The sequence below is a fragment of the Enterococcus sp. AMC1157 genome (assembly GCF_058216555.1).
In genome coordinates, this window is the sequence record NZ_CM177099.1 from 2,218,210 (window position 1) to 2,238,231 (window position 20,022).

Below are 20,022 nucleotides of genomic sequence, written 5' to 3' on the forward strand. Positions count from 1 at the left end.
TGAGAAATTTCAGCGATTGATCGTAAGGAGGATTTATCAGTGAAAGTAACGAATATCAGTGCCAGTCAATTCCAAGAAATGGTTCAAGCTGGTGCCAATCGTCTACAAACAAATGCAGAGTTTGTGAACTCATTAAATGTATTTCCAGTTCCCGATGGAGATACGGGTACAAATATGAACTTGTCTATGACAAGTGGAGCGAAAGCTGTGTCAGACGCGACTACAGAAAAAGTAGGCGAGTTGGCTAATCATTTATCAAAAGGCTTACTTATGGGAGCTAGAGGAAACTCTGGTGTCATTTTATCTCAATTATTCCGCGGATTTGCCAAACAAATTCCGAATGTGGATACGTTAAATGCAACAGATTTAGCGAAAGCTTTTACTCATGGAGTAGAAACTGCTTATAAAGCAGTAATGAAACCAGTTGAAGGAACAATTCTGACAGTTGCTCGTGTAGCGGCTGAATTTGGCGAGCGCAAAGCAGCTGAAACGGATGACTGTGTGGAAGTAATGACTGCTGTTGTTAAAGGTGCAAAACGTGCCTTAGCAAAAACACCTGATTTATTACCTGTGCTAAAAGAAGTTGGGGTAGTGGACAGTGGTGGTCAAGGACTGTTATTCGTTTATGAAGGCTTTTTAAGTGTGTTAAATGGCGAATATGTATTAGAAGAAAACTTTGTTACGCCTGCTGCCATGGAAGAAATGGTGAATGCAGAACATCATCGTAGTGTTCAAGGACACATGGCGACAGAAGATATTACTTTTGGTTACTGTACAGAAATTATGGTTAAAATCGGCGATGGTCCAACCGTGGATAGCGAATTTGACTATGATACATTCCGTAACTATTTAAATGAATTAGGGGATTCATTATTAGTTGTAAATGATGATGAAATCATTAAAGTTCACGTGCATACTGAACATCCTGGTGAAGTCATGAACTACGGCCAAAAATTTGGCTCATTAGTAAAAATCAAAGTAGATAATATGCGTGTTCAACACGAAACTCTTCTAGATAACGAAGACCGTACACCAGCTAATAAACCACGCGTACCATATGCAGTTATTGCAATTGCTGCCGGAAACGGTGTAAAAGAGTTGTTCACTAGTTTAGGTGCTGCTCATGTAATTAGTGGTGGACAAACAATGAATCCGAGTACAGAAGATATTCTAAAAGCAATTGAAGAAGTCAATGCGGATCAAGTAATTATTTTACCGAATAACAAAAATATCTTTATGGCTGCCGATCAAGCCGCAGAAGTTGCGGATATCCCAGTTGTTGTTGTACCAAGTCGTACAATTTCACAAGGTATGACAGCAATGCTAGCCTTTAACGATCAAAATACGCTGAATGAAAACAAAGAAGCAATGACTGAAATGTTGGATAGTGTAATCAGTGGCTCAATTACTCACGCAATTCGTGATACAACTATTGATGGCGTAGTTATCAAAGAAGGTAACTTCTTAGGAATGATTGATGGTAAAATTGTCGTTGCACAAGAAGATATTTTAGAAGCTTCAGTGACAACTTTGGAAAAAATGATGACAGAAGATACAGAAATTATCACAATTATTATTGGTGAAGAAGGTTCTCAAAAAGTTGCGGACAAATTAGAAGCAGCTTTATTGGAAATGGACGAAGATTTAGAAATTGAAATTCATGTCGGCGACCAACCTGTTTATCCATATTTATTTTCTGCAGAATAAAATAGCAAAAAAATGCGTATGTTAATCATAGTGGGTACGCAAGATATACAGAAAGAAAGCTTGGTCGAACCACTACAGACCAAGCTTTTTTGTTTAGTATAATCAGATTTCGAAGGGAGGGAAACCCATGCTAGAGCAATCGGTGCGTGTTTTATCAGGAGTAGGAGAAAAAAGAGCCAAGGATTTAGCTGATTTAGGGATTGAAACCATTGAGCAGCTATTAACCTATTATCCATTTCGATACGATGATATTCAAGAACGACAATTGGCAGAAATTCAGGATCAAGAGAAAGTAACGATTAAAGGGACCGTGGTATCGCCAGCAGTTGTTAGTCGTTTTGGTTACAAAAAATCAAGACTACAATTTCGAATGATGCAAAACCACGATGTGTTCAGTGTCTCCTTTTTTAACCAACCTTATTTAAAAGATAAGGTGGAAGTGTCTGAAGACATTGCTGTTTATGGAAAATGGGATGCTAAAAGGAAGTCGCTGATGGGCATGAAAATTTTAGGTAGTAATAGCGAAGGGGACTTTGCGCCCATCTATCATGTGAGTAAAGCGGTTAGGCAGGCAACGTTAATTGAACTGATTCGTAAGGGTTTTGAAACTTATGGCGATGCTGTTGAAGAAAATTTACCTTTATTTCTGATTGAAAAATATCGGTTACTCTCCCGTAAAGAAGCGATGTTTGCGATGCACTTTCCCAATGATCCCAAACAGCATCACCAAGCCAAACGACGTGTAGTTTTTGAAGAGTTCTTTCTTTTCCAAATGCGAATTCAAGGGCTTAAAAAAGCGGAAAAAGCCGAAGCCAATGGATTGGCAGTTTTGTATGATGTGGACCGCTTGAAGAATTTTACCCGCTCTTTGCCTTTTGAATTAACCAGCGCGCAAAAACGAGTGACCAATGAAATCTGTCAAGATTTACGAAGTCCCAAACACATGCAACGTTTGTTACAAGGAGATGTAGGGAGTGGGAAAACGGTAGTAGCGGCGATTGCCTTGTATGCTAATGTGACGGCAGGTTTCCAAGGGGCGTTGATGGTGCCGACGGAAATTTTAGCTCAACAACATATCGAGAGCTTAAATCAATTATTTGATCCCCTGGAAGTTCGGACTGCTTTGTTAACAGGTTCCACCAAAACAAAAGAACGACGAGCAATTTTAGAACAGTTGGTTAATGGTGAAATTGATGTCATCGTAGGAACTCATGCCTTGATTCAAGAAGGAGTCGATTTTTCTAATTTAGGTTTAGTGATTACCGATGAGCAGCATCGCTTTGGCGTTAATCAACGAAGAGTATTACGAGAAAAAGGGTACCATCCAGATGTCTTATTTATGACCGCAACCCCGATTCCACGAACGCTAGCCATTACGGCTTATGGTGAAATGGACGTTTCAGTGATTGATGAAATGCCAGCAGGGAGGATTCCAGTGGAGACACGTTGGATTCAACCTCCGCAATTAACCCAAGCTTTGGAATGGACGTATAAGGAATTAGATGCTGGACACCAAATGTATGTCATCTGTCCATTAATTGAAGAATCTGAAATGTTGGATGTTCAAAATGCTGTGGCAATCTTTGAAGAGTTGCAAGATTTTTTTGCCCCTAAATTTCAAGTGAGTTTACTACATGGGAAAATGAAAAATAGTGAAAAAGACGAGATTATGGAGGCTTTCAAAAATAATGAAAGTCAAGTATTGGTTTCTACGACTGTCATTGAAGTTGGGGTTAATGTGCCAAATGCCACCATCATGTTAATTATTGATGCGGATCGTTTCGGCTTAGCTCAGTTGCATCAGTTACGTGGTCGTGTTGGACGTGGGGCAGAGGCTTCCTATTGTGTGCTAGTTGCTAATCCTAAAAATGAAACGGGTAAAGAGCGGATGAAAATCATGACTGAGACGACTAACGGCTTTATTGTTAGTGAAAAAGATTTGGAATTGCGTGGTCCTGGGGAAGTATTTGGTTTCCGTCAATCAGGTTTACCGGAATTTGCAGCAGGTGATTTAGTAGCAGACGCACATATTTTAGAAGTAGCGCGAGAAGAAGCGCAAAACCTTTGGAGAGTAGAAGGTTGGCAAGTTTTACCAGAGAATCAATCGCTAGCTACTTACCTAGAAAAAGAAAACGAAAATCAATTTTTTGATTAAAAAATTATGCTATACTTAATCCAGCCACTGGAATGGTATACGTGAAGAGAATCAAACTTAAATACATTAAAACGACTTAATGAATACATTAATATGAACGGAGTGTTACTCATGAGAATTGCTGTAGATGCAATGGGTGGCGATAATGCCCCACAAGCGATTGTTGAAGGTGTAATGTTAGCAAAACAAGAGTTTCCTGACATTGAGTTTCAATTATATGGCAAGGAAGTTGAAATTAAAAAATACCTAACAGATGAAAAAAATATTACCATTATTCATACGGATGAAAAAATTGCCAGCGAGGATGAGCCAGTAAAAGCGATTCGTCGAAAAAAACAAGCGTCCATGGTTTTGGCAGCTCAAGCGGTAAAAAGTGGTGAAGCAGATGCGATTTTCTCAGCTGGAAATACAGGTGCTTTATTGGCTGCTGGTTTATTTATTGTGGGCAGAATCAAAGGCGTAGAACGCCCAGGATTAATGTCAACACTGCCAGTAGTAGGTCAAGATGCAGGTTTTGATATGTTGGATTTAGGTGCGAATGCTGAAAATAAAGCAGAACATATTTTACAATATGGCGTGTTAGGTTCTTTTTATGCGCAAAATGTTCGTGGGATTCAAAAACCAAGAGTGGGTTTGTTGAACAATGGTACAGAAGAATCTAAAGGTAGTGAAGTAACTAAAAAAGCTTTTGAATTATTATCAAATGAACCGGCTATTCACTTTGTAGGCAATGTGGAAGCTAGAGAAATCCTAAATGGTGTGGCTGACGTAGTCGTGACAGATGGATTTACTGGTAATGCTGTCTTGAAGTCAATTGAAGGTACAGCTTTAAATATTATGAGCTTATTAAAATCATCCATTTTAGGCGCGGGAGTAAAAGGAAAATTAGGTGCATTGTTATTAAAAGATTCCTTAAGAGGTTTACGGGATGAAATGGATTATGCAAAATACGGTGGTGCGGTGTTATTTGGTTTGAAAGCACCAGTCGTTAAAACCCATGGATCAACTGGACCAGAAGCAGTTGCAACAACCATTCGTCAAATTCACACGATGTTGGCAACAGACGTAGTTGGCAAATTAGTAAAACAATTTGATGAAAAACCAACAGAATAAAAAAATCGTAATTTGAATGCAATGATTGTTACGAAAATGCAAAAAAGCTAGACATTTTAACGTAAAAGACGTAAAATATAGCGTAGCTCTTTTTAAGGAGATTGTTGTAGAAGCGTGGAGGTGAATATAGTTGACGCGTGAAGAAGTATTTATTAAAGTAGCGAATGTGATTGCAAATCATTTTGAAGTTGAAGCAACTGAAGTGAGAGATGCCATGAGTATCAAAGATGATTTGAATGCAGATTCAATTAGCGTGATGGAATTTGTATTAGAGCTTGAAGAAGAGTTTGGTACAGAAATTTCAGATGAAGATGCAGAACAAATCCAAACAGTAGGTGCAGCAGTAGACTACATCACAAATAATTTAGCATAAAAATTAGCAGAGAGAGAGTGGTGAACATACCAAACTCTCTCTATTTGTTTGGAAATTTCTCCAGATTTAGCCAATAAAATAAGCACTCTTAAGTAGGCGACACTTTTGTTGTCTAATTAAGAGTGCTTACTGTGGGTTCGATTTCTCTCGTCTATCTAAAAAATATTAAACGATAATATTTTCTTTAATCATTTCAAGGTCGGTAATGATAATTTTTCGCTGGTTTATTTTAATAGCTCCCGCATCCTTTAGTTGCTGTATCATTCGATTGACACTGCTTGCTGAAGTAATGCCACAAAAATGAGCAATTTCCTCATAAGTCACTATAAAATCAATCAAGTACCCTTCCTCTGTAGGAACACCAAAAAGTTCATATAAATCATAAAGGTGTGTACATACTGCTCCGAATTTACCGTTCATCAGCATTTGTTGCATTTTCTTCATGGATTGTAACAAATTGACGCGATAGTATTCTTTGACATAATTTTGTAACTCAGGACTATTATTGATATCTTTCCAAAACTGAACACGATCAATTTGATAAAGGACAGCCGTGGGAGACTCAACGCGAATGTTGAAGGGAGCATCAATCAGCTTAGAATATTCATCTCTTAATAAAGAGACAATCTCAAGCCCTGTGATGTAACTAAAATTAAATTCTCTACCATCACTGGAAATGACACTTGTTTTGATAATTCCTTCTTTAAGGATGTAAGCAGAACTATCTTGTAAGCCTTCATACATCAAATATTTTTTTCTCTTTTTTACAATAATCGGATAAGAATGACTATCCAAGTATTCTTGCAATACGCGTTTATCCATTGAGACGCCTCCTTGGTACTGTTACTATAGCATTTAAACGTAAAAAAGTGCAAAAAACAATAACAAATATCACCAACATTTGTCATTGCTTTTTGCTATTAGCATATTTTTTTTACATAATAACATTTTTTATTCTCTCTAAGTCAGTATAATCCGATTGTTGAGTTGCCTTTTCCATGTAACTAGTGAATCAAGCACAAAGAAAAAGTAAATCAACGTTAAGAGGAGGAAAACAGATGGAGAAACAAGAAACATTGTTCAACAAGGGATTTATAGGAATCACAATCATCAATTTTGTTGTTTATTTAGTGTATTATTTGCTGATGGTGATTATTGCCGTTATCGCACAGGATAATCTGCAAGCAACTTTAGGACAAGCGGGTTTAGCTTCGGGGATTTATATTATCGGCACATTAGTAGCGCGTTTGCTCATAGGGAAAAAATTAGAACTATATGGACGTAAAGCAGTCTTAAGATATGGCTGTTTATTTTATCTACTGACAACGATTGCTTATTTATATACACCGACAATCAGTATGTTATATCTTATTCGACTATTGAATGGATTTGGTTATGGAACGGTGTCTACAGCAACCAACGCGATTGTAACGGCATATATCCCAGAATCTCGTCATGGCGAAGGAATTAATTATTATGGATTAAGTACCAGTTTAGCTGCAGCAATTGGTCCATTCATTGGAATGATTTTACTGAATACAACTAGCTTTTATTTTATTATTTTATTTTCAATTGTTTTGATTGCGGCAACGACAATTGCCAGCTTTGTATTTCCCGTTAAAAATCTTGTATTAACTGAGACACATCGCAGAGAGTTGAAATCATGGTCACTTGATAGTTTTTTTGAAAAGAAAGTTTTGTTCATTACTTTTATTGCTTTTTTAATGGGGTTATCATACTCAAGTGTGTTAGCATTTTTATCTTCCTACGCTCAAGTGATTCATTTAGTCCAAGCTAGTTCATTTTTCTTTGTTGTTTATGCGGTAGTGATTACTTTGACACGACCTTTATCAGGAAGAATTTTTGATGCTTATGGAGAGAATGCGGTGATGTACCCAAGTTATCTGTTTCTTGCTTTAGGATTATTTGTCTTGAGCATGACAACAACGAGTTGGTTATTACTCGTTTCCGGTGCTTTGATTGGACTAGGTTACGGAACATTTATGTCGAATGGCCAAGCGATTTGTTTGAAAAAATGTGAGAAACATCAAATAGGTATTGCTCTTTCCACCTACTTTATTGGTTTAGATTTAGGCTTGGGTGTAGGTCCATATTTATTAGGTGAATTAAGAACCTATCTATCTTTTCAAAAAGTATATGTCGTAGCAGCCATATTACCAGTATTATGTATCGTGCTTTATACGATATTTTATCATCAAGATACAAAAGAAAAAGTGACAATATGAGTAGAAACGGGGAAAGTATGATGGAAATTGATGAACGTTTTTTAGTTATGATGCAACAAACGATAAGTACTTTAAACGAAATCAACCACAAATTGGATGATATTGAAATGAGTACGCAAAATATGGATCATCGACAAGAAAGCCTAAATTATTCTTTTAGTCATTTAGAACAAACGATAAAAAATGATAATTTTGTAGGTTAATCGCTCTATTGGTTCATAGATATACAGAAAGAAGTGGATTTATATAGCAAGTTATAAAAATTAGAGTGTACCAAAAGCTAACAAAATCTGAGAAATGAATGAACTAGTTTGTTATCTGTATCTGATTCAGACAATGAACATTTAGTTAGAAGAAATTACCCTAGGACATTTTGTCTATGGTTGTGATGATGAAGCGGAAATATATCCAGCTATGCTTCGAAAACGGCACAGAAAAGTGGAATAATTGGTCACTATTAATAAAAAAGAATTTTACTACTTAGATGTTTTTGCTAGATACTTAGTAAAAATATCTTTTTTAGAACTTTTTTTATCAAGTGAAGTATTTTTCTCGTTTTTCTAGCGTTCAGGCATGAATTTTCAACGTTTGGGTATTTTTGGCTATAACAAAAGAAAATCTGATATATTGATTTTGTAAAAAGTTATATAAATGAAGAAGGTAACTTTGCTATGGAATGAACCACTACAAGTCTGAAAACTAAGTGGATGGGTTTGTAGTGAAAAGATATCAAATTCTTGGAACGACCTATTTGTATCCAAATGCTTGGAGAAATTGAGGTATTTATGGAAAATAAATGGAAGCAATTTGTAGTTGAGTTAAAAACAATCATTTCTTTCAAGTCTAATTTAGTGGATGATTTACAGATTATCAGTGATTTTTATTTTTTTGCAATCTGACATTGAAATGGTAACTAGAACATTCAATCTTGAAATTAAACACAATGGGATTTATGGAATCATTTGACGGAATGGCTCGGGTAAGTCAACCTTATATGCTCTCATTAATGGGGGACTAAGAATCAATTCTGGTAAAATAATCGGATTTGACCACAGTGTGTATGTACCAAATTTAGAAATATTCAACGAAGAACTTTCAGGAATGGATTATTTGAACCTGTTACCAAGTAAGGAACATAAATGCGCAAAAGACTTGAGGCAGCGATTTCTTGCAGAGCGATTTTTAAAGAAAAAAATTAAAAACTACTCTCTAGGTATGAAAGAAATTTTGGCATTTATTTTAACACTCTCACTTGATGGAGATTTAATTATTATAGATGAGTTGAAGAATGGTTTGGATCAGGGGATGCGTGATTTAGCCTACAAAATTCTTCATGAGGTTTTGAAGGATAAGGTAATATTGTTTTAACCAATCATATTTTAGAAGAGGTTTTTGCAAATGCCAGTGAAGTATTTTTGCTCAATGATTCAATACTAGAAAAAATTAGTGAACTATCAATATTGAGAATTTTAATAAGAAATACCCTAGAATTTAACGCTTGAAATATTAATTATTAAATTTTTTTTTTTTTTTTTAGAATGCTGAAACCCTTGAATTATCTGAACATTCTGTCTAGAAAGACTATTTTTGATTAAATTTCAGTGGTTTTTTCGATTTGAAAAAGGTTGACCAATTATTAAAATAGGAGTATTGTACTTTTATGAAATTTCTATTTAATTCTTACTAGTAAAAATTGAATGAAATTTAAAAAGGAAATAAAAAAACATGGAGGGTATGTTGATGAACAAGAAAAAGGTTTTTGCGGCATTATTGAGTAGTGTATTTGTTCTTGGTGCTTGTGGCAATAATAGTGATGGAACTGATTCAAGTGGCGCTGAAGGTGATGGAACTCAGGTTGGAAATTTAGTAAGAGAGTATAACAATGTTTTCTCTACAGATTTAGAAACTTTGGATTACACATTTTCACAACGAGCTACTAATAACGATCATAATACAAACTTTGTAGAAGGTTTGTTAGAAAATGATGAATTAGGAAACTTAGTTCCAGCGATGGCTGAAGATTGGGAAGTAAGTGAAGATGGACTCACTTATACATACCATATCCGCCAAGGTGTGCCGTGGATGGATAGCCAAGGAAATGAATATGGTGCAGATGTAACTGCGCATGATTTTGTAACAGGATTAAAACATGCAGTTGATATTCATTCAGAAACACTTTACATTGTTGCTGGAAGTATCGAAGGCTTATCAGATTATATTGATGGTGTGACAGATGATTTTTCAACAGTAGGAATTACGGCTGTAGATGATTACACACTTGAATATAAATTGAATCAACCAGAATCTTATTGGAACTCAAAAACAACGTATGGTATTTTATACCCAATTAACGAAGAATTCTTGAATTCTATTGGGGAAGAAAACTTCGGTAATCCTCAACCAGATGGTATCCTTTATAATGGTCCATTTATTTTAGTAAATAATACAGCTGGATCAGTGATTGAGTATGATAAAAATGAACAATATTGGGATTTAGACAATGTTCATATCGACACAGTTAAATGGACTTATAATGATGGTAGTGATCCAGATGGATTATTTAGAGCTTATCAAGATGGTAACATTACTGCAGCACGAGTATATCCAAACTCTGCAGGTTATCAAGACGTTGTAGCAGCATATCCTGATGGCATTACTTGGGCTGATACAGGTGGTTCTACCTTTAACTTAACATTCAACTTCAACCGTGGAACATTTGATGCAACTTCAAAAACAACAGACAAACAATTTGAAGATACTCAAAAAGCAATCCGTAACCGTGACTTCAGATTAGCAATGTTATTTGGTTTTGACAAAGCATCTTATAATGCACAAAACGTTGGGGAAGAAGGAGCTACTCGTAGTTTACGTAATACATTGGTTCCTAGCGAGTTTGTAACGATTGATGGTGAAGCTTTCGGAAACGTTGTACAATCAAAATTACAAGCATTAGATGCTGAAGCTTTTGGTGATGTTGATTTATCAGAAGGACAAGATGGATACTATAATCCTGAAAAAGCAGCAACATATATGGAAAAAGCGAAAGAAGCTTTGGAAGCCGATGGAGTGGAATTCCCAATTCATTTAGATATTCCTGTGGATGAAACAAGAGAAGTTGGTGTTAACCAAGTTCGTTCAATGAAGAGTACAATTGAAGAGTCTTTAGGGGCAGACAATGTTGTGGTAGATATTCAATTACTATCTAACGATGCATACCTAACAGCAACTTATCAAGCAACTACTGGTGAAGCTGGAGACTTTGATATTTCTAACGCTTCTGGTTGGGGACCTGACTATGTTGACCCATCTACTTACTTGGATATTTATGATTCACGTACAGGTGATATGTTGAGTACTTTAGGTTTAGAAGGATCTGCAACGGTTCAAGGGGATGACCCTTCAGCTGAAGCAAAAGAAATTATTGGTCTTTCTGAATACGATGCACTTCTTGATAAAGCAGCAGCAATTACTGATGATGAAAATGCTAGATATGATGCCTATGCAGATGCAGAAGCGCACTTGTTAAATGACGTTATTCAAATTCCAATCTACGCAAATGGAGGAACTCCAAGAGTAACTAATGTTGTTCCTTATTCAGCAGCATATGGTTGGGCAGGTATTGCTTCTACTAAATTGAAATATGTTCAAATTCAAGATTCAATTGTAACAGAAGATCAATATGAAGCTGCACGCAGCGAATGGGAAGCAAAACGTGAAGCTTTAGCAGAGTAGTAGTTCCGCAATACGTAAAAAAGGCTACTGTACAGTAGTCTTTTTTACTTTAAATTAGAAAGTAGGGAAAAACTCTTGAAGAAATACCTTTTATTCAGAATTTTAAGATCAATCGTGAGTGTTTTCTTAGTAACCACCATTACTTACACGCTCATTTATACCTTGATTCCTAGAAGAATTGTTTTTCAGGATGATGTGACGTATGGAAAATTAAAGAGCAAACCAGATGAACTAAAGGCGTATGAAAATACTGCGTTTAGAAACTTAGGATATATTGACTATTATGATTCAGCTTCATTAGTTGCTAAAGTAAAAGAAGATTATCCGGAAGTAACTGGAGAAGTAACAGATCAAAATACCGTGATTTTTCAAAAATGGGCAACTGATAATGGCTGGACGTTAAGTCAATTACCAATTAGTAAAGCCTATTATGCAGAAAAAGAAATTCCGATTTTGAATCGTGTTCTTCGTTTTTATGGAAATATGTTTGAGTTGGATCATCCTTGGAAAGTACAAGATCCAGAAAATCCAGACTTAGAACGATCTATTAAAATCCAAAATGATGAGCTAGCTGGTTGGTCATTAGTAGGTTCTGGAACACAACACAAATATTTGATTTACTTTAACTCAGAATTTCCATATATTCACCAAAATATTATTACAATGAATTTAGGAACTTCTTACCCAACATTTGCTGGATTACCTGTATTAGATGTTGTTGCTGGTGGGCAAGGTCGAACAGTGAGTGAAGAAATAACTTTTGAAGATGGAACAACTAGAAAAACAGCTGCTAACATATACACTCGTCAATATCAACCAACTTCAACGTTAACTGCAAATGATAAAAAAATGTATGACGATAATTATGCGCGAACACAAAACAATTATAGTGATCCTTCAATGATTGGTTTGTCTTTCAGAATGGGATTCATTGGTGTTTTAATTGCATACGGTATTGGGATTCCAATGGCGATGTTTATGGCACGTTTGAAAAACAAATGGCCTGATAAATTTGGTATAGGTCTAGTTACTGTTTTAATTTCAGTACCTAGTTTAGCATTTGTGTATTTCTTCCGTTACGTTGGAAGTACTTTCCTTAATCTGCCAGATTCATTTCCAACTTTAGGAGCAAGTAATATTAAGTCGTATATACTGCCAACAGTTATTTTAGGTCTATTATCTGTATCGGGCTTAGTTATTTGGGTTCGTCGATATATGATTGACCAACAATCTGCCGATTATGTGAAGTTTGCAAAAGCAAAAGGTTTGAGTTCTCGAGAAATTTCAAGAAAACACATCTTTAAAAATGCAATTATTCCAATTGTGAATGGTATTCCTGCAAGTATTATTGGAGCTATTACAGGGGCGACAATTACAGAAACAGTTTTTGCTGCGCCAGGTATGGGGAAAATGTTACCAGATGCAATCAAAGCACATAACAATCCCGTTGTAGTTGCGATTGTATTTGTCTTTACTACTGTAGCTGTAGCTTCAGTTCTAATGGGAGACTTAACCATGGCGATGGTGGATCCGAGAATTAATTTATCAGAAAAGGGTGAGTAATTAGTGGAAGAAACAACCAAAACACAAAATGATGGCTTTGTTTTTGTCAAAATTGATGAACTTGCCTCGGAAAAAATTGATACTCCAAAATACTCTTATTGGAAATCAGTTGGAAGAAAATTTTTCTCTAGCAAAGTAGCTATTTTTATGCTAATTATTCTAACTATTGTGTTGCTTATGTCATTCATTCAACCGATGTTTAGTGGCTATTCTTTTATGAATGTAGAGGGTGTAAATGATTTTTCAAGACGTTTTAATCCACCTAGTTTGGAAGAATGGTTTGGGACAGATGCCAATGGTCAATCAATGTTTGATGTTGTTTGGGCTGGCGCAAGAAATTCAATTTCTATCAGTGTAATTGCTACGGTTATCACTACAGTAATTGGTGTAATCGTGGGAGCAATTTGGGGAACATCAAAAAAAGTCGATCGTGTTATGTTAGAAGTTTACAATGTAGTAACCAATGTTCCTCAATTATTAATCATCTTCGTTATGGCATATACTTTAGGTAGTGGATTTTGGAACTTAATTTTTGCAATGTGTATTACAGGGTGGTTACCAACAGCGTATTTCATACGTGTACAAGTTATGATTATGCGCGATCGTGAGTATAATTTGGCATCGATGACTTTAGGCACACCAACTGGACGTATGATTGTTAAAAATATTTTGCCGTATTTAATTTCTGTTATTGTAACAGATGTCTCTCGTACCCTACCTTCCTATGTATCTTATGAAACCTTCCTTTCATTCTTAGGAGTTGGGTTAAGTATTAATACGTCATCATTAGGACGCGTCATTCAAAGATACACAAACAATCTAGGAAACTATCCATATTTATTCTGGATTCCAGTTGTTGTTTTAGCTTTAGTAACTGTCTCTCTTTATATTGTAGGTCAGACTTTAGCAGATGCTGCAGATCCTAGAACTCATATGTAAGGAGTATACCAATGGAAAATAAAACAATTTTAAAAGCTGAGAATATTTCAGTAAGTTTTACTGTTCGGGATAAGGAACTAAAAGCGATAAGAAATGTCTCTCTTGAGCTGAAAGAAGGAGAAACCTTAGCTTTGGTTGGGGAATCTGGTTCAGGAAAGTCTGTATTAACAAAAACTTTTACTGGTATGCTTGACTCAAATGGTTCTGTTAAAAATGGGACAGTTGAGTACAATGGAGAAAATTTAACTAATTTAAAAACAGATAAACAATGGGAAAAAATCCGCGGAAAAGAAATTGCAACGATTTTCCAAGATCCAATGACTTCTTTAAATCCAATTAAAACGATTGGTTCGCAGATTACAGAAGTAATTATTAAACATCAGAAAAAATCAGCTAAAGAAGCTAAAAGAATGGCGATTGAATTAATGGATCGTACAGGAATTCCTGATGCAGCAAAACGTTTCAATGAATACCCATTTCAATATTCAGGTGGGATGAGACAGAGAATCGTTATTGCTATTGCTTTAGCTTGTAGACCCAAAATATTAATTTGTGATGAACCAACTACAGCATTGGATGTAACAATTCAAGCGCAAATTTTAGATTTAATTAAAGAACTACAAATTGAGTATCAATTTTCAACGATTTTTATTACTCATGATTTAGGTGTAGTTGCGGCAATTGCTGATCGTGTGGCAGTTATGTATGCAGGTCAAATTATTGAAACTGGAAAAGTAGAAGAAGTGTACTATGATCCAAAACACCCATATACATGGAGTTTATTGTCTTCTCTTCCTCAACTAGGAAGAAAAGGAGATGACTTGTATTCTGTGCCTGGAACACCACCTTCTTTATATAAAGATATTGCAGGAGATGCTTTTGCACCAAGAAGTAACTATGCAATGCAGATAGATTTTGAAAAAGAGCCTCCAATGTTTCAAGTTACAGACACTCATTTCGCTAAAACTTGGTTGCTTGATCCAAGAGCTCCTAAAGCAGATAAACCAGAAATTATTCAAAACTTACATGAAAAATTAGTTGGTTTAACGAGTGAAATGGGTATTGACGATATAGAGGACGGAGGCGAAAATCTTGGCTAAAGATACAAAGGAAACTATTTTATCTGTAAAAGACTTAGAAATTAGTTTTGGAGAAGGTAAGAAAAAATTTGTTGCCGTTAAAAACGCAAGTTTCGATATCTACAAAGGAGAGACTTTTTCACTTGTAGGAGAATCTGGTTCAGGTAAAACGACTATTGGACGTGCGGTTGTTGGATTAAATCCAACAAGCAAAGGTGACATTATATTTGAAGGTAAACGAATTAATGGGAAGCTATCTAAGGCGGAACAAGCTGATAAAATTCGTAAAATTCAAATGATTTTCCAAGATCCATCCGCATCGTTAAATGAACGGGCAACAGTTGATTACATCATTTCAGAAGGTTTATATAATTTTGATTTATTTGACTCTGAAGAAGATCGAATCAAAAAAGTGGAAAATATTATCAATGAAGTTGGACTATTAAATGAACACATGTACCGATATCCTCACGAATTTTCCGGAGGTCAACGTCAACGAATCGGTATTGCGCGTGCTTTGATTATGGAACCTACTTTGGTAGTTGCAGATGAACCCATCTCTGCATTAGATGTTTCGATTCGTGCGCAAGTTCTGAACTTACTGAAAAAATTCCAGATAGAAAGTGATGTTACGTATCTATTTGTAGCTCATGATTTATCAGTTGTACGATTTATTTCAGACCGAATTGCAGTTATTCGATCTGGTCAAATTTTAGAATTAGCTGAAACAGAAGAGCTTTTCTTAAATCCATTACATCCTTACACGCAAGCGTTACTTTCTGCTATTCCAATTCCTGATCCGATTTTGGCTCGTCAAAAAGAGCTAATTGTTTATGATCCTGAGATGCATGATTATTCAGAGGATAAACCATCATTTGAAGAAGTGAAAACAGGTCATTTTGTTTGGGGAAATACTAAAGAAATTGAAGAATACAAGAAAGTAATTAAAAATTAGCTAAGGGCTTTTTAGATAAGATCATTAGAAAACGATTAGACAGTTATCTTCTGTTTAATCGTTTTTTTCTCTTGCAAACAGTGATTGTATCAAGGAAATTCACAAACAATTAAAAAATATGTGTTTTTATTGTGAATTAAATGTAAATGTAAAACTTGCAAATCAATACCCCTTTCTATATAATTATTAAGAAAATATTATACTACTTTAATAAAGCAATAAGAAATCCCTCTATTATGGGTATTTCCAAGTTTTTTTATTTTTGTAACTTTTTAATCAGAGAGGGGAAAGTAGATTGTCAACAGATAATCAATTACTGGATGTTCAAAATCTACACACGAGTTTCCGAATCAAAGATGAATATTTTGATGCAGTGGATGATGTATCTTTTACACTGAATCGTAATGAAATCTTAGCAATTGTTGGAGAATCTGGTTGTGGAAAAAGTACCCTAGCAACAACCATCATGGGTTTACACGATCCATTGAATACTAGAATCACTGGGGAAATTCTTTACAAAGATTTGGACTTAGCAAACTTAAATGAGACACTTTATAACAAAATTCGAGGAAACGATATTGGAATGATTTTCCAAGATCCGTTATCAGCATTAAATCCTTTAATGCGTATTGAAGACCAGATTAAAGAAGGCCTTTCTTACCACACTAAATTAACTAGTGAGCAACGCCAAGCCCGTGCGATGGAATTATTAGAACAAGTAGGAATTCCTAATCCGCCACGTGTTGGCCGTCAATATCCCCATGAGTTATCAGGTGGGATGCGCCAACGTGTAGTTATTGCGATTGCGATTGCTTGTAAACCGCCAATCATTATTGCAGATGAGCCAACAACAGCATTGGACGTAACAATCCAAGCGCAAATTTTAGATTTATTGACTGATTTACAAAGAGAAACAGAAGCAGGAATTATTTTAATTACCCACGATTTGGGTGTTGTAGCTGAAATGGCTGATCGTGTAGCAGTAATGTATGGCGGTCAGTTTGTGGAAGTCGCAACAGCAGAAGAGCTATTCGATAATCCGAAGCATCCATATACTCGTTCATTATTGAATTCTATTCCACAAGATGATTCTGAAGGCCAAGACTTACACGTAATCGAAGGAACTGTTCCTTCTTTACAAAAAATGGAGCGAACAGGTTGTCGTTTTGCTTCACGTATTCCTTGGATTCCTGCAGAAGCTCATGAAGCCAATCCAACTTTACATGAAGTGACTCCAGACCATTGGGTACGTTGCACATGTCATGAGCATTTTCATTTTAGAAACGAGGGAGAAGTGTAAATGTCAGAATTAATTACAATCAATGATCTGAAAATTCACTATCCGATTCGTAGTGGTTTTTTCAATTTAGTAACCGATCATGTCCATGCAGTCGACGGTGTCGATTTTACAATTGAAGAAGGAAAAACTTATGGACTTGTAGGAGAATCAGGTTCTGGGAAATCAACAACAGGTAAAGCCATTGTTGGTTTTGAAAAAGTAACAAGTGGCTCAATCATTTATCAAGACCAAGATATTACGCAAGCTTCTGTTCGTCGCAAAATGAACTACAACAAAGATGTTCAGATGATTTTCCAAGATTCAATGTCTAGTTTAAATCCTAAAAAACGAGTGCTTGATATTATCGCCGAACCTTTACGTAACTTTGATCGTTTAAGTGATCAAGAAGAGAAAAAACGCGTTAAAGAATTATTGGATATCGTTGGGATGCCAGAGGATGCTTTATATAAATATCCTCATGAGTTTTCCGGTGGTCAACGTCAACGTTTAGGAGTTGCTCGTGCAGTTGCAACCAATCCTAAATTAATTGTGGCAGATGAACCTGTTTCCGCATTAGATTTGTCAGTGCAAGCGCAGGTGTTAAACTTTATGAAACGTATTCAAGAAGAGTATAAATTAAGTTACTTATTTATCTCTCATGACTTGGGTGTAGTTAAACATATGTGTGACAACATTGCCATCATGTATAAAGGTCGCTTTGTAGAAATCGGAACAAAAAATGATATTTACAATGATCCACAACATATTTATACAAAACGTCTATTGTCAGCTATCCCTCAAATTGATGTACGTAATCGCGATGCTCACATGGAAAATCGTCGTATGGTTGAGAGAGAATATATCACCAATCAAAAAGAATATTACGATGAAAATGGTCGTGTGTATGACTTAACTGATCGTACTGCAACGCACAAAGTAGCATTAAGTAATGGGGGTGCGAACTAATGTGGAAAACGATTCTACGTCGCTTACTTTTGATGATTCCACAAGTAATTATTTTAAGTTTGTTGATTTTTATTTTAGCTAAAATGATGCCAGGTGATCCATTCACAGGTATGATCGATCCTTCAACGGATCCTGCTCGTTTAGAAGAATTGCGTCGTGCTGCAGGTTGGTATGATCCTTGGTATGAACAATATTACCGCTGGATTGTCAATGCACTGCAAGGAGACTTTGGTAAGAGCTTTATGTACAAATACGATGTAACGACTGTTATTGGTCAAAGAATTGGTAACACTGTTCGATTGGCAATTGTTTCAGTAGTTTTAACTTATGCATTAGCCATTCCTCTAGGTTTGTATGCGGGTCGTTACCAAGATTCTTGGTTGGATAAAGGTGTAGTTGTGTACAACTTTATCAGTTTTGCCGTACCAACCTTTGTATTAGCTTTGATGATGATTTATTTATTTGGTTTCAATTTACGTTGGTTCCCAACAAGTGGTAGTGTTTCGATTAATGAAACACCGGGGACAATTAGTTATTTCTTTAATCAGCTATACCATGTTCTCTTACCGTCGATTGTTCAGGCACTATTAGGAACAGCTGTTACGATTCAATATCTTCGTAGTGAAGTAATTGATGCCAAGCAAATGGACTATGTTCGAACAGCACGTTCTAAGGGAGTGCCAACAAGTACTGTATTTAATCGTCATATTTTCCGTAATGCATCTTTACCGATTGCCTCTATTATGGGATATGAAATTACCGGATTAATTACTGGGTCAGTTATGGTCGAACAAATTTTTAGTTACCCAGGAATTGGTAACTTATTTATTTCAAGTATTAACCAACGTGACTATTCAGTTATTACCGCGTTAATCTTGTTATTCGGTCTAGCTACCTTAATTGGTACCTTGTTATCAGACATTATCATGAGTATTGTCGATCCGAGAATTCGGGTTCAATAAAACGGGAGGGAAGTCACGTATGTCAAAGGAACAAGTTAAACAACCAGAAGCAGTGTCTATTCCACCCATGGGAATACGAATGATTGCTAGAGAGTTTAAAAAAGATAAGATAGCAATGTTTTCATTAGCATTGTTAGTAGCAATACTATTGTTTGCTTTTATTGGGGCAGCTGTATTGGATCAAGGTACAGTAACCCGTGTAAATATATTAGATCGTTTTGTTAGACCAGGTACAGTGTCCATGGATGGACACAAGTATCTCCTTGGTACGGATGAAGGCGGTCGTGATATCTTTGGTTTATTAATCTTTGGAGCTCGTAATTCAATTTTTATTGGTTTTTCAATCACGATCATTACTTCAATTATTGGGGTGATTGTAGGACTAGTAGCAGGTTATTTTGGTGGAATGATTGATAGCATCATGATGCGAATTGTCGATTTCGTGATGATTTTACCAATCTTCGTTATCATCATTGTATTAGTAACCATCGTTCCACGTTACAACGCCTTTACTTTAATTTGGATTATGTCTGCCTTTTATTGGGTAGGAAAAGCACGTTTATTCCGTGCAAAAACATTATCTGAAGCACGCCGTGATTATATCAGTGCTTCCAAAACGTTAGGAACGCCTGATATAAAAATTATTTTCCGTGAATTGTTACCTAACGTTAGTTCATTAATTATTACGAACTTAACGATGTCATTTGCGGCAAATATCGGTATTGAAACAGGTTTAACTTTCTTAGGGTTTGGTCTCCCGGCTAAAACACCAAGTTTAGGTACGTTGACTGCTTATGCAAACAACACCGAAACATTAGCGAATCGACCATGGGTTTGGTTACCTGCATCAATTCTAATTTTAGTCTTGATGTTAAGTATAAATTATGTCGGGCAAGCACTGAAGCGTTCAGCGGATGCGCGTCAACGACTAGGATAAAACGAGGGGGAAAAAA

At 35.9% G+C, this 20,022-nt stretch carries 16 protein-coding genes and 1 pseudogene; 16 read left to right on the forward strand and 1 reads right to left on the reverse strand.

Translation table 11 applies throughout. The features are described from left to right. The first annotated feature begins 39 nt into the window (after positions 1 to 39). The 4 genes from AC4BBX_RS10810 (at position 40) to acpP (ending at position 5,348) form a co-directional block, all read left to right on the forward strand. Positions 40 to 1,707, forward strand: a complete 1,668-nt coding sequence (locus AC4BBX_RS10810) for a DAK2 domain-containing protein (protein ID WP_490453829.1) — start codon at positions 40 to 42, stop codon at positions 1,705 to 1,707. 127 nt (positions 1,708 to 1,834) lie between these two features. Continuing rightward, on the forward strand, positions 1,835 to 3,862 hold the full coding sequence (recG, locus tag AC4BBX_RS10815) for an ATP-dependent DNA helicase RecG (protein WP_490453830.1): 2,028 nt from the start codon (positions 1,835 to 1,837) through the stop codon (positions 3,860 to 3,862). A gap of 111 nt (positions 3,863 to 3,973) precedes the next feature. Next, the gene (gene plsX, locus AC4BBX_RS10820) at positions 3,974 to 4,975 is read left to right on the forward strand and encodes a phosphate acyltransferase PlsX (protein ID WP_490453831.1); all 1,002 of its coding nucleotides are present in this window, start codon (positions 3,974 to 3,976) and stop codon (positions 4,973 to 4,975) included. Positions 4,976 to 5,105: 130 nt separating this feature from the next. Further along, a complete protein-coding gene (gene acpP / locus AC4BBX_RS10825; protein WP_490453832.1) occupies positions 5,106 to 5,348 on the forward strand; it encodes an acyl carrier protein in 243 nt (80 codons plus the stop codon). Positions 5,349 to 5,513: 165 nt separating this feature from the next. Here acpP and AC4BBX_RS10830 read toward each other — a convergent pair whose 3' ends face one another. Then, entirely contained in the window at positions 5,514 to 6,170 is a 657-nt protein-coding gene (locus AC4BBX_RS10830; protein ID WP_490453833.1) for a Crp/Fnr family transcriptional regulator, read from the reverse strand. Positions 6,171 to 6,406: 236 nt separating this feature from the next. Between AC4BBX_RS10830 and AC4BBX_RS10835 the strand changes: the two genes are divergently transcribed. The 12 genes and pseudogenes from AC4BBX_RS10835 to AC4BBX_RS10890 all read left to right on the forward strand — a co-directional run bounded on the left by AC4BBX_RS10835 (position 6,407) and on the right by AC4BBX_RS10890 (position 20,006). Further along, positions 6,407 to 7,594, forward strand: a complete 1,188-nt coding sequence (locus AC4BBX_RS10835; protein ID WP_490453834.1) for an MFS transporter — start codon at positions 6,407 to 6,409, stop codon at positions 7,592 to 7,594. 17 nt (positions 7,595 to 7,611) lie between these two features. Then, positions 7,612 to 7,797 carry a hypothetical protein gene (locus AC4BBX_RS10840; protein WP_490453835.1) on the forward strand — a complete coding sequence of 62 codons (186 nt, stop codon included), beginning with the start codon at positions 7,612 to 7,614 and terminating at the stop codon, positions 7,795 to 7,797. Positions 7,798 to 8,572: 775 nt separating this feature from the next. Continuing rightward, positions 8,573 to 8,962, forward strand: a pseudogene (locus tag AC4BBX_RS10845) (ATP-binding cassette domain-containing protein); the annotation flags it as partial. Positions 8,963 to 9,334: 372 nt separating this feature from the next. Then, the gene (locus AC4BBX_RS10850; RefSeq protein WP_490453836.1) at positions 9,335 to 11,326 is read left to right on the forward strand and encodes a peptide ABC transporter substrate-binding protein; all 1,992 of its coding nucleotides are present in this window, start codon (positions 9,335 to 9,337) and stop codon (positions 11,324 to 11,326) included. Positions 11,327 to 11,401: 75 nt separating this feature from the next. Continuing rightward, positions 11,402 to 12,889: an ABC transporter permease gene (locus AC4BBX_RS10855; protein WP_490453837.1), complete on the forward strand. Its 1,488-nt coding sequence runs from the start codon at positions 11,402 to 11,404 to the stop codon at positions 12,887 to 12,889. A gap of 3 nt (positions 12,890 to 12,892) precedes the next feature. Beyond that, positions 12,893 to 13,828 carry an oligopeptide ABC transporter permease OppC gene (oppC, locus tag AC4BBX_RS10860; RefSeq protein ID WP_490453838.1) on the forward strand — a complete coding sequence of 312 codons (936 nt, stop codon included), beginning with the start codon at positions 12,893 to 12,895 and terminating at the stop codon, positions 13,826 to 13,828. Positions 13,829 to 13,839: 11 nt separating this feature from the next. After that, positions 13,840 to 14,928 carry an ABC transporter ATP-binding protein gene (locus AC4BBX_RS10865; RefSeq protein ID WP_490453839.1) on the forward strand — a complete coding sequence of 363 codons (1,089 nt, stop codon included), beginning with the start codon at positions 13,840 to 13,842 and terminating at the stop codon, positions 14,926 to 14,928. Beyond that, positions 14,921 to 15,862: an ATP-binding cassette domain-containing protein gene (locus tag AC4BBX_RS10870; protein ID WP_490453840.1), complete on the forward strand. Its 942-nt coding sequence runs from the start codon at positions 14,921 to 14,923 to the stop codon at positions 15,860 to 15,862. The genes AC4BBX_RS10865 and AC4BBX_RS10870 overlap by 8 nt, the downstream gene beginning before the upstream one ends. A 295-nt stretch (positions 15,863 to 16,157) precedes the next feature. Further along, positions 16,158 to 17,162, forward strand: a complete 1,005-nt coding sequence (locus AC4BBX_RS10875) for an ABC transporter ATP-binding protein (RefSeq protein WP_490453841.1) — start codon at positions 16,158 to 16,160, stop codon at positions 17,160 to 17,162. Continuing rightward, positions 17,163 to 18,107, forward strand: a complete 945-nt coding sequence (locus AC4BBX_RS10880; RefSeq protein WP_490453842.1) for an ATP-binding cassette domain-containing protein — start codon at positions 17,163 to 17,165, stop codon at positions 18,105 to 18,107. Beyond that, positions 18,107 to 19,069 (forward strand): oligopeptide ABC transporter permease, encoded by a 963-nt coding sequence (opp4B, locus tag AC4BBX_RS10885; RefSeq protein WP_490453843.1) that lies wholly within the window; start codon positions 18,107 to 18,109, stop codon positions 19,067 to 19,069. The genes AC4BBX_RS10880 and opp4B overlap by 1 nt, the downstream gene beginning before the upstream one ends. 19 nt (positions 19,070 to 19,088) lie before the next feature. After that, the gene (locus AC4BBX_RS10890; RefSeq protein ID WP_490453844.1) at positions 19,089 to 20,006 is read left to right on the forward strand and encodes an ABC transporter permease; all 918 of its coding nucleotides are present in this window, start codon (positions 19,089 to 19,091) and stop codon (positions 20,004 to 20,006) included. Positions 20,007 to 20,022 lie beyond the last annotated feature (16 nt).

Excerpts from the sequence above, each read along its gene's own strand:
- recG (WP_490453830.1), top strand. The coding sequence starts at position 1,835 with ATGCTAGAGCAATCGGTGCGTGTTTTATCAGGAGTAGGAGAAAAAAGA.
- plsX (WP_490453831.1), top strand. The coding sequence starts at position 3,974 with ATGAGAATTGCTGTAGATGCAATGGGTGGCGATAATGCCCCACAAGCG.
- AC4BBX_RS10830 (WP_490453833.1), bottom strand. The coding sequence starts at position 6,170 with ATGGATAAACGCGTATTGCAAGAATACTTGGATAGTCATTCTTATCCG.
- AC4BBX_RS10835 (WP_490453834.1), top strand. The coding sequence starts at position 6,407 with ATGGAGAAACAAGAAACATTGTTCAACAAGGGATTTATAGGAATCACA.
- AC4BBX_RS10840 (WP_490453835.1), top strand. The coding sequence starts at position 7,612 with ATGATGGAAATTGATGAACGTTTTTTAGTTATGATGCAACAAACGATA.
- AC4BBX_RS10850 (WP_490453836.1), top strand. The coding sequence starts at position 9,335 with ATGAACAAGAAAAAGGTTTTTGCGGCATTATTGAGTAGTGTATTTGTT.
- AC4BBX_RS10865 (WP_490453839.1), top strand. The coding sequence starts at position 13,840 with ATGGAAAATAAAACAATTTTAAAAGCTGAGAATATTTCAGTAAGTTTT.
- AC4BBX_RS10880 (WP_490453842.1), top strand. The coding sequence starts at position 17,163 with ATGTCAGAATTAATTACAATCAATGATCTGAAAATTCACTATCCGATT.
- opp4B (WP_490453843.1), top strand. The coding sequence starts at position 18,107 with ATGTGGAAAACGATTCTACGTCGCTTACTTTTGATGATTCCACAAGTA.
- AC4BBX_RS10890 (WP_490453844.1), top strand. The coding sequence starts at position 19,089 with ATGTCAAAGGAACAAGTTAAACAACCAGAAGCAGTGTCTATTCCACCC.